General features: G+C 57.2%; 11 protein-coding genes. 1 reads left to right on the plus strand and 10 read right to left on the minus strand.

Annotated features, from left to right (window positions below; translation table 11 throughout):
• Nucleotides 1-5: 5 nt before the first annotated feature.
• From xylA to ACFCXQ_RS13865, 5 genes are read right to left on the minus strand one after another with little or no spacing between them, the layout of a single operon-like run.
• Nucleotides 6-1,328, minus strand: coding sequence for a xylose isomerase (gene xylA / locus ACFCXQ_RS13845; protein WP_379554674.1), 1,323 nt, complete (start codon nucleotides 1,326-1,328; stop codon nucleotides 6-8).
• Nucleotides 1,319-2,749, minus strand: a complete 1,431-nt coding sequence (gene xylB, locus ACFCXQ_RS13850) for a xylulokinase (protein ID WP_379551569.1) — start codon at nucleotides 2,747-2,749, stop codon at nucleotides 1,319-1,321. Before xylB ends, xylA begins: the two co-directional genes overlap by 10 nt.
• Nucleotides 2,749-3,606, minus strand: a complete 858-nt coding sequence (locus ACFCXQ_RS13855) for an aldose 1-epimerase (protein WP_379551571.1) — start codon at nucleotides 3,604-3,606, stop codon at nucleotides 2,749-2,751. The genes xylB and ACFCXQ_RS13855 overlap by 1 nt, the downstream gene beginning before the upstream one ends.
• A 3-nt stretch (nucleotides 3,607-3,609) precedes the next feature.
• Nucleotides 3,610-5,031, minus strand: coding sequence for a sugar porter family MFS transporter (locus ACFCXQ_RS13860; protein ID WP_379554676.1), 1,422 nt, complete (start codon nucleotides 5,029-5,031; stop codon nucleotides 3,610-3,612).
• 48 nt (nucleotides 5,032-5,079) lie between these two features.
• On the minus strand, nucleotides 5,080-6,183 hold the full coding sequence (locus tag ACFCXQ_RS13865; protein WP_379551573.1) for a LacI family DNA-binding transcriptional regulator: 1,104 nt from the start codon (nucleotides 6,181-6,183) through the stop codon (nucleotides 5,080-5,082).
• Between the two features lie 53 nt (nucleotides 6,184-6,236).
• Here ACFCXQ_RS13865 and ACFCXQ_RS13870 point away from each other — a divergent pair, with 53 nt between their 5' ends.
• Nucleotides 6,237-8,648, plus strand: a complete 2,412-nt coding sequence (locus ACFCXQ_RS13870; protein WP_379551575.1) for a glycoside hydrolase family 3 N-terminal domain-containing protein — start codon at nucleotides 6,237-6,239, stop codon at nucleotides 8,646-8,648.
• A 53-nt stretch (nucleotides 8,649-8,701) separates the two neighbouring features.
• Here ACFCXQ_RS13870 and ACFCXQ_RS13875 read toward each other — a convergent pair whose 3' ends face one another.
• From ACFCXQ_RS13875 to ACFCXQ_RS13895, 5 genes are read right to left on the minus strand one after another with little or no spacing between them, the layout of a single operon-like run.
• A complete protein-coding gene (locus ACFCXQ_RS13875; protein WP_379551577.1) occupies nucleotides 8,702-9,913 on the minus strand; it encodes a CaiB/BaiF CoA transferase family protein in 1,212 nt (403 codons plus the stop codon).
• Complete coding sequence (locus tag ACFCXQ_RS13880; RefSeq protein ID WP_379551579.1) at nucleotides 9,910-11,805, minus strand: hydantoinase B/oxoprolinase family protein; 1,896 nt, start codon at nucleotides 11,803-11,805, stop codon at nucleotides 9,910-9,912. Before ACFCXQ_RS13880 ends, ACFCXQ_RS13875 begins: the two co-directional genes overlap by 4 nt.
• 3 nt (nucleotides 11,806-11,808) lie before the next feature.
• Nucleotides 11,809-13,866, minus strand: a complete 2,058-nt coding sequence (locus ACFCXQ_RS13885; protein ID WP_379551581.1) for a hydantoinase/oxoprolinase family protein — start codon at nucleotides 13,864-13,866, stop codon at nucleotides 11,809-11,811.
• 40 nt (nucleotides 13,867-13,906) lie between these two features.
• Complete coding sequence (locus tag ACFCXQ_RS13890) at nucleotides 13,907-14,830, minus strand: hydroxymethylglutaryl-CoA lyase (RefSeq protein WP_379551583.1); 924 nt, start codon at nucleotides 14,828-14,830, stop codon at nucleotides 13,907-13,909.
• A complete protein-coding gene (locus ACFCXQ_RS13895) occupies nucleotides 14,827-15,507 on the minus strand; it encodes a GntR family transcriptional regulator (RefSeq protein WP_379551585.1) in 681 nt (226 codons plus the stop codon). The genes ACFCXQ_RS13890 and ACFCXQ_RS13895 overlap by 4 nt, the downstream gene beginning before the upstream one ends.
• Nucleotides 15,508-15,575: the final 68 nt, after the last annotated feature.

Raw genomic sequence — 15,575 nt, forward strand, 5'->3', positions numbered from 1 at the left:
CCTGATTAAAACGTGGATCGGTTGATCAGGTTTTCGAGCAGCTCCTGCCGCCCAGATTTCGGCTTTGGCATGAGAGCATTGCTCGCAGCATGATCAGCCGCCTCCGCCAGACTCGTCTCGCCGCGCATAATTTTGGCGCCGAACTCACTCTGCCATCCGGCATATCGCTGATCGACAAACTGGCCGAGCTCGCCGTCCTCAATTAGCTTGGCGGCCGCAAGCAATGCCTTTGCCAGCACGTCTACTCCGCCAACATGCGCGTGGACCAGATCCACCGCATCGACCGATTGGCGCCTAATCTTGGCATCGAAATTAAAGCCGCCTGTTTCAAAGCCACCACCTTGAAGCAGGAAGTACATCATCGGCGTCAGGTCGGGCACATTGTTCGGGAATTGGTCCGTGTCCCAGCCATTTTGCGGGTCACCGCGATTGATATCGATCGACCCCATAATGCCGAGCGCATTGGCGGTTGCCACTTCATGCTCAAAGCTATTCCCAGCCAGCGTCGCGTGGTTCGCCTCGATATTGACCTTCACCTCATTCTCAAGACCATAGCGCTTGAGGAAACCGTAAACCGTGGCCGTATCGCGGTCATATTGATGTTTGGTCGGCTCATGCGGCTTCGGCTCAATCAGAATTGTGCCGTCAAAACCGATCTTGTGTTTATGCTCGACTACCATGTTCACAAATCGGCCCAGCTGATCAAGCTCATGAGCAAGGTTCGTATTCAGGATCGTGTCATAGCCTTCACGCCCGCCCCACATCACATAGTTTGCACCGCCCAGCCGGTTGGTCACATCGAGCATTGAGCGCACTTGATGCGCGGCCCAGGCAAAGACATCCGGATCCGGATTGGTTGCCCCGCCTGCGGCATAACGCGGGTGGCTAAAGAGGTTGGCCGTACCCCAGAGCAGCTTCACGCCTGTGTCGGCGATCTTGCCTTCCATCTTGTCGGCGATTGCATCCAGCTCGCGCGAATAACTTGCCGGGTCATCGTGATCCGCCATCGCATCGACATCGTGGAAGCAATAGAAAGGCGCACCAAGCTTTGAGAACAGATCAAAGGCGGCATCGAGCTTAATTTGCGCAAGCTCTGGTGTGACCTCTCCGCCCGGCTTCCATGGCCGATCAAACGTACCAGCGCCGAAAATATCGTGCCCCGGCCACGCGAAACTGTGCCAATAGCAAACCGCCCAGCGCAAATGATCGCGCATCGACTTGCCCAGCACCATGCGCTCAGCGTCATAATAGCGATAGGCGAGAGGATTTTTACTCTCTTCGCCTTCAAAGGCAACGGCCGGAATGTCTGCAAAATAGCTCACGAAAATTCTCCAAAATTGGATTTCAAGGCTGGATAGAGCGCGCGAAATCTCTCGAGGCGCTCGCCATCATAGGGTTGTGGTGAAACGCGCATTTGCTCAGGCGGCTGCGTGCAAACTTGCGCGACCGGCGCGCCCGTTGCCGCAAGCTGCGCTAGGCGCGCTGCGCCGTTGGCGGGGCCTACGCTTGATCCATCACGATAGATCAGTGGCACTGCGATAACGTCCGCCAGTATCTGTGCCCAAAATGCAGAGCGTGAACCGCCGCCAATGACTGATAATTCGGCCGGCCTTAAGACCATCGCATCGACCCCGTCACGCAGACCAAATGCGACACCTTCCAATGTCGCGCGGATTAACTCGGCTGGACCCGTGTCATGCGTAAGGCCAAAAAAAACGCCCTTGGCTAAAGGATCATTATGCGGTGTGCGCTCGCCAGAAAGGTAAGGGAGGAATAACGGCAATTCGGCCTGCGACGTTTGGCTAAGCTCGGCCGCAGCGAGAGCCGCCCCAACGTCAGCAAATCCGGTCAGTTTTGCCGCCCAATCGAGACAAGCAGCCGCAGAGAGCATCACGGTCATCGCATGCCAGCGGCCCGGCAAGGCATGGCAAAATGCGTGGACACCGTTTTCAGGCGCTGGTTCAAAACTGCTGCTCGCCATGAAAGCAACGCCCGAGGTGCCAAGGCTCAGAAAGGCCTGACCTGGTTCGGTTGCGCCTGCCCCGATAGCGCCAGCTGCCTGATCGCCCGCGCCGCCCGCGACAGGGACAACGGGCAAGCCAAGCTCATCAGCGATAATCCCGCGCAACATGCCTGACACATCGCTGCCCTCAATAAGGCGCGGCATGTGCGTTTCGTCCAAACCAGTCGCCGCGAGCATTTCAGGCGACCATCGCCGGTTGACAACATCGAGCCACAAACTGCCCGATGCATCTGACATCTCACTTACTGTTTCGCCGGTCAAAATCAGCCGCAGATAATCTTTCGGAAGCAGCACTGTCCGGGTCGAAGCGAAGGTCTCCGGTTCCTCATCGCGCACCCATGCAAGCTTTGGCGCGGTAAAGCCCGCCATTGCGAGATTGCCCGTGTGTTTGCGCGCCAGCGGGTCAAGCCCCTCGCATTGAGGCGCACTCCTCCCGTCATTCCAGAGAATAGCTGGGCGCAGTACTTTATCGGCCTCGTCAAGCAAGACTGCGCCATGCATTTGCCCGCTTAGGCCGATGCCCTGAACCTGGGATCTGAGCCTGCTAGAGAGGCCCTGCACCGATGCTTTGGTCGCTTCCCACCACGCATGAGGGTCTTGCTCTGACCAAAGCGGGCGAGGCCGCTGTACTTTCAAGCCAGCGGTGTTCTGCGCGCACACCGCGCCGCTATCATCGGTGATAACCGACTTTACCGCGGAGGTTCCAAGGTCAATCCCGAGCCACATCAGGCAGGCTCCTCCAGCTCGAAGCGGCACTCGATCTGAAATGTTTCACCCGGCTCCAACATAACAAGGCCGGATGCTGCGTGATCCAGTTCTCTATTCACAGCATCGGGAATATGGCTGACTGGCTCCACGCAGAAGAAATCTTCTTCAGGCGGGATGTAGACATGCGCGAATCTCAGTTTCGGTGACGATCGGATCGTCAAGCGATGGGTCGGCCAAGCAATCGACACGGAACTGCTTGCAGCCTTGAAGCAATCGTCGAACCCATCGCCCGAGAACCACTCGGGAGCCTCTCTCAACGCGCAATATTCTTCAGGCAAGCGGTCTTCGCCGGTTTTCCAATACCCTTCGGCCCCTAACTCTAAAGCGGCCTTAGCACGCGGGAAATACGGGTGCAGACCAAGTCCTGTCGGCATCGCGCTACTATCTCGATTGGTGACAGCCAGCGTGTGGGAATAGCCATTGTCTGTCAGGCTGAGGCGCTGCTCAGCTTCGAATGCCCAAGGCCACAGTGTGCCGTCTTGCCGGAGCGTGAGGATGGCATGTGTGTCGCTCGCTTCAGGCGCGGCCCAAGGGCTGATCCAACCCACGCCGTGCAAAGCGTGGACGTGTTCTATCCCGTCTGGCGCAGTTGGAAGCGCGCGCTTTTGACCACTAAATGCGATGTTTGCATCTGCAATCCGATTGCAAAATGGGACCATTGGGAAGCATGCGAGATCGAGCGGACTCGCAGCACCGCTACGCGAATCAGATTGCGGGCGAAAGACATCTAGCCCTCGCCACCTAAAGGCAGAGATGCCGCCGCCTAGCCGTGGGTTCACGGCCAGTTCCACATCCTGGTTCTGCAAATTCAGCACGGCTCAACCTGTCATCGATTCCAGCTCGCGCCCGGCCGTTTCTGTGACCATTTTGGCGACAAACAGCGCAGAGACGACCGCAGCGGCTGCATAGAAACCGTAAGTGATCGGCAGGCCAACATTCGCGAGCAACCATGGGAAGCTCATGATGATCATGAAATTCGCGGTCCACTGAGCAAGCCCGGATACCGCCAGCCCGGACCCTCGGATTTTGTTTGGGAACATCTCGCCTAGCATGACCCACATCACAGGGCCCCAACTGAAGTTGAAGGCAACGACATAGGCATTTGCAGCAATCAGTGCGGCAAGGCCAGCGCCGTCCGACAGGACAAGCTCTCCATCAATGAGAGAGCCGGACGCGAAAGCGAAAACCATCACCGACAGCGCTGAGGCCATCAGGAGCGAACCCCAGAACAGCAGTGGTTTGCGGCCGATCCGGTCGATGCATGCAATGGCGAAGAAGACCGCGCCGATCGAAAGCGCGCCCGACAGCACGTTGATCTTGAGCGCATCATTCTCGGAAAAGCCGACTGCCTGCCAAAGCACAGCGCCGTAGTAGAACACGATGTTGATGCCGACGAACTGCTGGAACGTCGCAAGGCCAATCCCGACCCAGACGATTTTGCGCACTTTGCTGGTTTCGGTCGAAATCAAATCGCCAAGCCGTGGCTGATGATCACCTGTCATGCTCTCTTTAATTTCGGCAAGTTTCAACTTTGCCGCTGCCTCTCCGAGTAGCTTGCTAAGGAGCGTTTGCGCCTCTGCATCGCGTCCCTTTGCGACCATGTAGCGCGGGCTTTCAGGAATGAAGAATAGCAAAACGAAAAACGCAGCAGCCGGAATAAGCTCCGCCCAGAACATCCAACGCCAAGTTTCATAACCGCCCCAAAACTCAGCCTGACTTCCCCCAGCAAATTGCGCGAGCACATAGTTCGACAGAAAGGCTGCCGTGAGGCCAACAATGATCATAACCTGTTGAATGGATGATAGACGGCCGCGGCGCTCAGCTGGCGCAACCTCGGAAATATAGGCCGGGGCGATCACGCTGGCCGCTCCAACCGCGAGGCCGCCGATGACCCGCGCGATCACGAATATCGTTGCGTTATTTGCGATGCCTGATCCCCAAGCAGAGACTATAAACAGGACCGCCGCGATAATCAGGACCGCGCGCCTGCCAATGATGTCGGAGAGCCGTCCTGCTACGAATGCTCCGACTGCACAGCCCAGTAGCATCGAGGCAACGTTGAAGCCCGTTCCGATACTGGTTGAATCGAAGGCTGCCTGAAGCCCGTCAACGGTCCCGTTGATGACCCCGCTGTCGAAACCGAATAGGAAGCCGCCAAGCGTCGCGACTGATACAATCAGACCAACAAAGCGTGCGTTTTGCGGGCCCGCGCCCTCCGTTTGATTCCCAGCCAACCGAATCTCTCCCCTCACGTCAGCGCATAATGTTAGCGCTAACTAAATGAAAAGCTAGCCCAATCTCTTATTGCAAGGGCCTGACGATCCGCGCACGATCAATTGGCACTCGCGTAGCTGCTGAGAAAGGGGTGACCTTTCCGCATTCTCGCCGTTATCGATCTCGCTCAAAACAAGCTCATAGGCGGCAGCCGCCATTGCGCTGACCGGCTGATCCATAGTGGTCAGTTCCGGCCAAACTGAAATCGCAGAGGGGCCATTGTCGAAGCCGACCACACTCAAATCATCCGGCACAGACAAACCCCGCCTATGCGCGACACCGATAGTAGCGGCAGCCATATCGTCATTGCTGGCAAATATCGCAGTGGGCGGTTTGGACAACTCCAGCAAACGCTCCGACGCTTCTACACCAGAGCGATATGTGAACTCGCCAGCAGTGATATATTGCTCGTCAATTTCGAGGTCTGCATCCATCATCGCCTGACGAAAGCCCTTTTCACGCAAACCGCTAGAGCCCTGATCCGCCTGCCCTTTGATAAACGCAATGCGGCGATGGCCGAGCTCAATCAAATGGCGCGTAATCTCCGCAGCAGCGCCCTTATCGTCGATGCTGATATCATTGGAATTGCGAGCTTCTTCGCCATTGGCAACAGTCGCCACAGGTATCTGCAACTCATCGAAGACCGAGAGGATTTCTCTAGATCCTGAGATGGGTGGCGGTAGAATGACACCGGCAATATTGGCCTTGGCCAAACGAAGCGCAGAGCTCACATAAGATGCAGAACTGTTGTCATCGCAAATATCAACGATCAAATGATTGTCGGTGCGCTGCGCAGCATCAAGCGCGCCGTGCAGAAACCGCCCAAGATAATTGTCGGACGGGTTGGCGTAAATCAATCCAATGTGAACATCGCCGCCTTTGGCAAGCCGCCGCGCCGAGCGATTTGGCTGATAGTTGAGAGCCTTGACAGCCCTCAAAACCTTATCGCGCGTGTCTTTGCGAACGCCAGCCTCGCCATTCATGACGCGCGACACAGTCATAGCGGAAACACCCGCCTGACGCGCTACGTCATCGATCTTGACCGCTTGGCTGGTGCGTTTTCGCGTTCGGGTCGCTTGCGTCTTCACATGAGAACCGTAGCTGCGCGCGCTGCCCATTGCAATGTGACACAATCCAATTATGGTAGCGCTAACAAATTTGGGAGAGGGATATGCTCAAAGTCCTAAAATCGGCCATTGGGCTGTCAGCAATCGCTGTATTGACGCCGGTTTCCACCGGCTTAGCAATGCCGCAATCGGTCGCCGCACAGCAAACCGCGCCGGCAAGCACAGCACCTTACAAAGACGCGTCGTTGCCCACCGAAGAGCGGATCGAAGACCTCCTCTCGCGTATGACATTGCAGGAAAAAGTCGCTCAGATGCTTACCATTTGGGAGCAAAAGGAGCGCGTTCAAACACCGCAAGGGGCTTTTGATTTCGCAAAGGCGAGCGCAGCGTTCCCTGATGGGATTGGTATGATCGCGCGTCCATCTGACTTTCGCGGCGTTGATCAGAGCAATTCAGGCGATGCAGGCGCATCTGCCGAAGGTCGCAATCGCACCGTTCGCGAGACGGTCGACTATGTCAATGCAGCGCAAAGCTGGGCGATGAACGAGACGCGTTTGGGCATCCCCATCCTGATGCATGAGGAAGGCTTGCACGGATATGTTGCGCGGGGGGCGACGAGTTTCCCGCAGGCGATAGGACTTGCTAGCACTTGGGACCCGGAATTGATCGAGAAAGTCTACAGCGTCGCTTCGCGTGAGATGCGATCCAGAGGCGCACAGCTCGCCCTCTCGCCAGTGGTCGATATTGCACGCGACCCGCGCTGGGGCCGGATTGAAGAGACATATGGCGAGGACCCTTATCTCGTGTCCGAGATCGGGCTGGCGGCCATACGCGGGTTTCAGGGCCGGACCTTGCCGCTCGCCGATGACAAGGTGCTGGTCACGCTCAAACATATGACCGGACATGGCCAGCCCGAAAGCGGCACAAATGTTGCCCCCGCTGAGCTGACTGAGCATACGCTGCGCACCTATTTCTTCCCGCCCTTCGAGCGCGCGATCAAAGAAGGCAACGCGATGTCAGTTATGCCGTCTTACAATGAGATTGGTGGCTTACCGAGCCACGCAAATGGCTGGCTACTCAATGACATTCTGAAAGAGGAATGGGGCTTTGAAGGAGCAGTCGTCAGCGACTATTTTGCGATCCGAGAGATGGTCACGCGGCATCAAATGCTTGAGGATGCCAAGCAAGCCGCTGAGCGCGCAATCAAAGCCGGCGTCGACAATGAAATGGCGGACGCAGACACGTTCTTGGAATTGCCTGCGCTGGTCGCGGACGGACGTGTTGACGAGGCGCTAATCGACGAAGCTGTGCGCCGCATACTGCGGCTTAAGTTCATTGCCGGCATGTTTGAAAAGCCGTTTGCCGATGTAGACTATGCTGAGCGGATTGAGGCCAACCCCGAAGCGATTGCCCTTGCCCGGGAAGCCGCACGCAAGAGCATGATATTGCTCAAGAATGATGGGCTACTCCCGCTTGAACGCGAAGGGCTTGGCAACCTGCTTGTGGTGGGTACGCACGCAGTAGACACGCCTCTGGGCGGGTATAGCGATGTTCCCCGCAAAGTCGTGAGCGTGCTGGAGGGCATCCAAAACGCGGCAGATGGCGCGTTCGAGGTGACCTACTCAGAAGGCGTTCGGATCACCGAAAGCCGGGTCTGGGCCGCCGACCCTGTCGACCTCGTACCTGAAGAGGAAAACCGCCGCCTGATCGCTGAGGCAGTCACGGCAGCTAAAGATGCCGATGTGATCGTGATGGTGATTGGCGGCAATGAGCAAACCAGCCGCGAGGCATGGGCTACAACGCATTTGGGCGATCGCACCGATATAGATCTTGTCGGACAGCAAATGGATCTTGCGCGGGCAATGCTCGCGACAGGCAAGCCTGTCGTCACCCTGCTCCTTAACGGACGCCCGCTTTCGATTGTGGAGCTGGAGGATACAGCCCCCGCCATTATCGAAGGCTGGTATCTTGGACAGGAAACCGGAAACGCTTTTGCTGACGTATTGTTCGGCAAGGCCAATCCGGGCGGCAAAATGCCGGTCACGGTGGCCCGCAATGTTGGCCAGGTTCCGTTTTTCTACAATCACAAGCCGCAAGCACGCCGTGGTTATTTGTTCGACACGCTAGACCCGCTCTACCCATTCGGTTTCGGTCTTAGCTACACCAGCTTCGATGTCTCCGGACCGCGCGTTCTCGGCCAAGGACATACCATCGATAGCACCGTCTCTGTCGAGGTAGATGTGACCAACACTGGCGAATATGCGGGCGATGAAGTTGTGCAGCTTTACCTGCGCGACAAGCATGCGTCAGTCACTACGCCAGTTAAGCAGCTGGTCCGTTTTGAACGAGTGACACTGCAACCGGGCGAGACACGCACAGTGCGCTTTGAACTTGAGCCTATTGATTTCAGTCTGTGGAATGATCGGATGAAGCGCGTGGTTGAACCCGGCGCGTTCCTATTGATGGCGGGCGCGAACAGCAGAGACGTTACCGAGGCAGAACTTGTGCTGAAATGATCTCTCGGGAGTGAAGTGCCCTGCGCCTCACCCCATGATCAAAAGATACCCGATCAAACCGTTCCCTGATCAGCGTTCTTGGCTAGCGTCTCGTCATCCCAACCCAGCAGCTCGCCAAACACTTCAGCGTTATGTTGCCCCGGTGTGGTCGCAGCAGGTCTGCGATAGCCCGAGGGCGACTTTGAGAAACGCGGGAATGCGTTCTGCATCTTGAGCTTGCCGTGACCTTCCGTCTCGACTTCGATGATCGCCTCGCGCTCCTTAAAGTGCGGGTCTTCCAGCATATCTCGCGCCGTGTAAACGCGCCCCGCCGGGATTGAGTGCTTGATCATCAGCGCATCGACTTCATTGATCGTCAGCGTCGCCGTCCACTCGTTAATCATATTGTCGAGCACGGTCTGATTCCGACCGCGCGCCAGATGGGTCGCATATTCCGGATCATCGGCCATTTCTGGTTTGCCCATCGCCTCCGCTAGCCGCGCAAAGATCGCATCATTATTCGCCCCAATCATAAACGGGCCATCCTTGCAGCTATACACGTTGGATGGCGCAATTCCGGGCAGGATTGAACCTGAGCGTTCGCGGATAAAGCCATTATAGTCATATTCGGGGACGAGCCCTTCCATGACTTGGAGCACCGCCTCGTAAAGCGCCGTATCAATCACTTGCCCCTCGCCAGTCTTCTCGCGGTGATGCAGCGCGGCAAGCACGCCCATCGTGCCGTAAGTCGCACACAAGGTATCGCCGATCGACACACCCATGCGTGCAGGCGGCCTATCGGGATCGCCAACAATGTAACGCCAGCCGCCCATCGCTTCGCCAATCCCGCCGAAGCCTGCTCGGGTCGAATAGGGGCCCGTTTGTCCATAGCCCGACATGCGCGCGATGATCAGGCCGGGGTTTTCGTTGTGCAACTCGGCAGGCGCCATGCCCCATTTTTCGAGGGTTCCGGGCTTGAAATTCTCGACCAAAATATCGGCTGACGCAATCAGCTTGCGGGCAATGTCCTGCCCTTTCGGCATTCTCAGATTGCAAGTGACAGAACGCTTATTTCGGCCAATCACTTCCCACTGCACTTTCTCTGCGCCTTGCCCCCAATCGCGCATCGGATCGCCCTTCCCCGGCGGTTCGATCTTAATCACATCGGCGCCCATATCGCCCAAAAGCTGCCCGCAAAATGGACCGGCCAAAAGCTGCCCCATCTCGACCACGCGCAAGCCATCAAGCGCGCCTGGATTGGCAATAAGGTCAGCTGAAATACTCATTCTGCCGCCTCTGTAGTTTCGCCTTTTTGCCAGACCGGTTGGATTGGCGCGGGAAGACCGGTTTCTTCCTCGCAGCGGGCGCGCAATTGCTCGATCCCGGGGCCGTAATCGAACAGCTCAAGATCGCCGCGCGCCTCGCGCATTTTGGCGCGCAGGTTCTCGGTTGCAGGCACATCGATCGCGCCATCATCATTTGCAATGACACCATACACTTTGGCGCCTTCGCTGGTGACCAAGCCTTGGCGAATCTCAAGACCAACCAGCTCCGGGTCGCGCTCAAGCGGATCGCCCCAGCCGCCTCCGCCCCATGTGATGAAATGCAGCAAATCGCCAGCTTTCACCGGCACATCTTCAACCTTGTTGCCGACGATTTCCGTGGTGCCATCAAAGCGCTCAAGGAGCTTTTTGGCGCGCATGCCGGGATGCCCACCATTCACACCCCATGGCGGCACAAACCAGCGGTCATCATGGATCGCGACCTCACCATCGGCAAGGAAGCGGTAAGTCATGTGAATGCCATTGCCGCCGCGGTGGAGACCTGCCCCGCCGCTATCGGGCTCAGTTGAATAGCGCTCAATCCGCAGCGGGAAATAGCGCTCCAAAAACTCATTGGGCACATTGGTAAAGCCCGGCCACAGCGAGTGACCGTCCGGACCATCACCCAACGGCCTGCCCGGGATGCCGCCAAAGCCGATTTGGAACAGCTGGAACCAATCGCGTGCGCCATTTTCGCGCTCATCCCAACCGGAATAGAACAAGTGCGGGGACGAGCTGAACCCGGCAGCATTGAGGAACTCTGGCGTGCCCTGCCCCAGCAATCCGCCCAGAATGTCGAAGATCCTTCCCAGCGCATGGGTGCGACCGGAAAGAGCTGCGGGAAATTTCGGTTTGAGCAGAGATTCTTCTGGGATGCGAACCTCAATGAGATCGTAAAAACCATCATTGAAGAGGATCTGCGGGTCGAAGACCATGATCATGTAGATGCCGAAGAACATCTTGAACATGTTCTCATTGAGGTAGAAATTGATCGAGGCAACTGACTGCGGATCGGTGCCATCAAAATCGAGAATGACCTTGTCGTCCTCGCGCCACATGGTGCACTTAATTTTATACGGGCCAAAGCCTTTGCCATCGTCGCAAATGTAATCCTCAAAGCTCGCCTTCTGCGGAGGGATAGCTTGAGAAATCAGCGCCTTCATCGCGCGGTGATTACGCGCGAGCAATTCCATCGTCGCCGAATAATAGACATCGTCACCAAAGCGTTCGCACATCTCGATTACGCGGTTGGATGCGACGCGGCAGCTGGCGATCAGCGCATTCAAATCGGCCTGGCACCAATCCGGCTTGCGCGTCTGGTGCATCACCAGCTTCATCAGATCGTCGTTATATTCGCCCTTCTTCCAGATCTTTACCGGCGGGATGCGCACACCTTCTTGGAAGATCGAAGTGGCGTTAATCGGCATTGATCCCGGCACCATGCCGCCAATGTCGGACTGGTGACCAAACATGGAGGTGTAAGCAACCAGCCGCCCGTCTTTGAACACCGGGAGAAGCACCAGCCAATCATTGGAGTGGCTGATCGCGCCCTCGCAAGAATAGGGGTCGGACAGGAAAATCATGTCCCCATCTTCCAGCGTCCCGTCAAATTGCTTCAGAAAGCCGCCAATAAAGCTGCCGAACTGGCCAACAATCATTTCGCCCGTTGGCGCCGCGATCAGTGGGAAAGCATCGCCCTGCTCGCGAATGCCGGGTGACATGGCGGTGCGCACCAGCGTCGCATCCATCTCAATGCGGGCATTGCGCAGCGCATTCTCGATAATGTCCAAAGTGACCGGATCGATATCGAGCTTCTTGAACGGCGTAGTATTGGTTTGAATGATTTGTGCAGGCATCGTTCAGCCCTCCTGCTCTGGATTGATCAGAATGTTGCCCACCTTGTCGACTGTCGCGATGCAACCGATCTCGACCAGAGTGGTGGAATCCATTTCGGTGATAATCGCTGGACCGGGAATAATGTCACCTTGGCGCAGCTTGCTACGATCGTAGATCACGGCAGCGCGCTCCTCTCCATCCATCCACAATGTGTGATCGCGGATCTTGGCTGCTGACGGATCGCCATTGCCTTTCTCTAGCTCATTGGCAGGCAAATCAGGCGCTTCACCCAAAGCGACGGCCCGCAAATTCACGATCTCATGCGGCGTATCCATATTGAAAGTGAAAAGGCGAAGGTGCTCGGCATTGAAGCGCGCGAGGATACCTTCGATTCCGTCCTGCCTAAGTGTCGCCGCATCAATTGTCAGCGGTACTTCAAACGCCTGTCCAGCATAGCGGATATCGACTTCAAACTCGCTGGCGATCGCGGCCTCTGGCACACCGTCGGCGAGCAATTCGCCGCGGGTTTGCGTCTCCATTTCATCGAGCACCGCGATGAGGTCAACGACGTCTGTGTCCTTGGCAAGCTTGCTAAATGAGCGCGCGGTTTCCGTCCGCATGCGCGTCGTCGCATCACCCAAAGCGCATAAGACACCGGGCGACACAGGGCTGACTGCTGGCCAGCTGCCCATCAGCTTCGCCACCGCGTTCACGTGCAATGGCCCTGCCCCGCCAAAGCCCATGACGGCGAACTCACGCGGGTCATAGCCTTGCTGAACGCTGATCATACGCAGCGCGCCAAACATGTTCTCATTGACGATGTCGATGATGCCGCGCGCCGCCTCCATCAGGCCAACCCCAAGCGCATCCGCGACCGTCTGAACCGCTTTCTTCGCGCCTTCGCGGTCAAGCTGGAACGCCCCGCCGAGCAAGTCTTCCGGTAAGTATCCCAGCACGACATTGGCGTCGGTGACGGTCGGGACTTCGCCGCCTTTGCCGTACGCAACCGGGCCCGGAACAGCGCCTGCACTTTCAGGACCAACCCGCAAAGCGCCGGTCAATTCGGGGACGTGCGCGATTGAGCCGCCGCCCGCACCCACCGTCTTCACATCAAGCGCTGATGCGCGGACGGACAAATGCCCGACTTCGGTCGTGCGTTGCCGGCGCGGTTCCAGCCCTTCGATAAGCGCGACATCGGTTGACGTTCCACCCACATCCAGCGTCAGGATATTGGTGAGCCCGGCGTTTTTTGCGACCCAAAGGGCACCGGTTACTCCTCCAGCAGGGCCGGACATCAGAATGTTGACTGGATGTTCTTCGGCTTTTTGGCTGCTCATCAAGCCGCCATCAGAGCGCAGCAAAGACAGCCGGCCCTTCAGCCCCTCCTGCTCCAACCGGTCGCGCAAGTTCGACACATAATTCCCGACCACCGGGCGCACAGCCGCATTCGCGACCGTCGACAAGGTGCGCTCATATTCCTGCATTTCAGGCAGCACTTCATGGCTCAGCGAGACGGGAATGCCGGGCAACTCTTCCGCCGCAATTTCGCCAATGCGCGCTTCATGTTCGCCATTAACATAGGCGTTGATCAAGCTGACCGTCAGCGCCTCAACATCTTGCCCTTTGAGCTTGCACATCGCGGCGCGCACGGCATCCTCATCAAGCGGACGCACTTCTTTACCGTCAGCACCCATGCGGCCCGGCACGTCAATCGTATCCTCCAAATGAGCAAGCGGCTGAGGCTTGGGCCAGACGATCCACGCGGCCAGACCGCCGGGCACAAAGCTACGCGCGATCTGCATCACGTCGCGATACCCCTCGGTCACGATCAGGCCGACTTTTGCGCCTTTGCCTTCGAGAACCGCATTGGTTGCTACTGTGGTCCCGTGCAGGAAGTATTCGATCTCGCTCGCCGCGACACCGGCCTCAGCGGTAATCGCAGTCACCCCGTTGAGTATCCCCTCGGAGCTATCATGCGGGGTGGACGGCGTTTTGTGGCGCCAAAACTCGCCGGTTTCGCCATTGAAAAGAAGGAGATCGGTAAACGTCCCCCCAACATCAACTCCCAAACGATAGCCCATTAAGTGCTTGTCCTTTCCGTTACTTTCTGCGGTGCCTCGCTCAGCTGGGAAACCCACCCGCTTTGCTGACCATGGCGGGCAAATCCTTACCCATCACACCGCTCAACCACTGATTTGTTTGCATAATGCTCTCAAGCGAAAGGCCAGCATCTATTCCTGCTCTATCCAACATGTAGAGAACGTCCTCTGTCGCAACATTGCCCGCCGCTCCCGGCGCAAATGGGCATCCGCCCAGACCACCAATCGATGCATCAATCGTTGTTGCACCCGCACCGAGGGCCGCCCAGACATTAGCAAGACCCGTTCCACGCGTGTTGTGGAAGTGGACGCGCACCGGCAGCTCGCCGACCGCTTCTTTGACCCGGCCAATCAACCGCTCAACATGCGCGGGGTTACCGACCCCAATGGTGTCTGCCAGAGCAATCTCGATAGGCTCAGCCTCAGCAATGGCTCGCGCCATTTCAACCACGCGCTGTTCGCTCACCTCGCCCTCAAAGGGGCAGCCAAAGCTCGCCGCGATGGTCGCCTGCGCCGTCAGCCCAGCCGCTTTGGCTGACGCGATGATAGCTTTGGCTGCTTCCACCGATCCGTCACTAGTCTGCCCCTGATTGGCCATAGCGAATTTATCTGTTGCCACCGCGACAGCGCCCAGCTGATCAATTCGGCCAGTGGCCATCGCCCGATCCGCCCCGCGTAGGTTCATTACAAGGCCAATAAATGTCACATCATCGCGGGTCGGCAGGCCTGCACACACCTCATCCGCATCGGCCATTTGCGGCACCGCCTTTGGATTTACAAAGCTGGTCACTTCAATCCGCCGAGCACCCGCATCAATAGCGCGCTCAATCAGGGACAGCTTGTCCGCTGTCGCGACTTGGCGCTTCTCATTCTGCAAGCCATCGCGCGGGCTTACTTCAACGATCTCGATCCGCTTAGGCACTTTTGTATACATTTGTGAACTCATGCGCTTTTCCGCGCCTTACCAGAATCAATTGCAGCAAGGCCCCGATGCGCATCAGCATAAGCGTGGAAAGCACGGCGAATATGACCCGACATGATCGAGCCTGCCCAGGCATCGTCTCGGCGCAAAAATGCCGCGATAAGCTCATCATGCTCCTGATGTGAACGGCGCAGCTCATCATCGCCGTAGTGATGCGCCGTGCGCCAAATCACCGGCTGCTCGATCAGCGCCTGCAGCAACGTCTCTAGCCGCTGCGAACCGGCCGTTTTCAAGATCAAAGCGTGGAAGGCGCGGTTCTGCTCAAGAAAGACATCCACATCTGGTGAGGACTTCGAGACCGCCTTACCGATGATCGCATTGAATTCCCTCAGTTTCTGTAAAACCTCATCAGTCATCCTGCCAGCGGCGCGTTGCGCAGCATGCCCTTCGAGCATCGCGCGAAGCTCGAACACATCCTCGATATCATCGAGCGACCAGTCTGCCACAAAGCTGCGCTGGGATTCGGTTTTTCGAATCAGCATGTCCGATTCGAGCCTGCGCAAAGCCTCGCGAATTGGCGTGCGCGATACCCCGCACATGTCCGCAAGCGCCTCTTCCCCAAGAGCATCACCCGAGGAGAGCTCTCCGGAGATAATCATCGAACGGATCGTGTCATATGCCTTATCGGACGCGCGAGACATTTTTACCTCAGAAACCTTGACTAGTCGATTTTGTATACAATAAAGGAACGCGGTCGCAAGATGTGTTT

The organism is Qipengyuania rhodophyticola, assembly GCF_042493225.1.
Classification (GTDB): Bacteria; Pseudomonadota; Alphaproteobacteria; order Sphingomonadales; family Sphingomonadaceae; genus Erythrobacter.

Coding starts and splice junctions, on each gene's coding strand:
- ACFCXQ_RS13890 (WP_379551583.1), bottom strand. CDS start 14,830: ATGAGTTCACAAATGTATACAAAAGTGCCTAAGCGGATCGAGATCGTT.
- ACFCXQ_RS13895 (WP_379551585.1), bottom strand. CDS start 15,507: ATGTCTCGCGCGTCCGATAAGGCATATGACACGATCCGTTCGATGATT.
- ACFCXQ_RS13880 (WP_379551579.1), bottom strand. CDS start 11,805: ATGCCTGCACAAATCATTCAAACCAATACTACGCCGTTCAAGAAGCTC.
- xylB (WP_379551569.1), bottom strand. CDS start 2,749: ATGTGGCTCGGGATTGACCTTGGAACCTCCGCGGTAAAGTCGGTTATC.
- ACFCXQ_RS13865 (WP_379551573.1), bottom strand. CDS start 6,183: ATGGGCAGCGCGCGCAGCTACGGTTCTCATGTGAAGACGCAAGCGACC.
- ACFCXQ_RS13870 (WP_379551575.1), top strand. CDS start 6,237: ATGCTCAAAGTCCTAAAATCGGCCATTGGGCTGTCAGCAATCGCTGTA.
- ACFCXQ_RS13875 (WP_379551577.1), bottom strand. CDS start 9,913: ATGAGTATTTCAGCTGACCTTATTGCCAATCCAGGCGCGCTTGATGGC.
- ACFCXQ_RS13885 (WP_379551581.1), bottom strand. CDS start 13,866: ATGGGCTATCGTTTGGGAGTTGATGTTGGGGGGACGTTTACCGATCTC.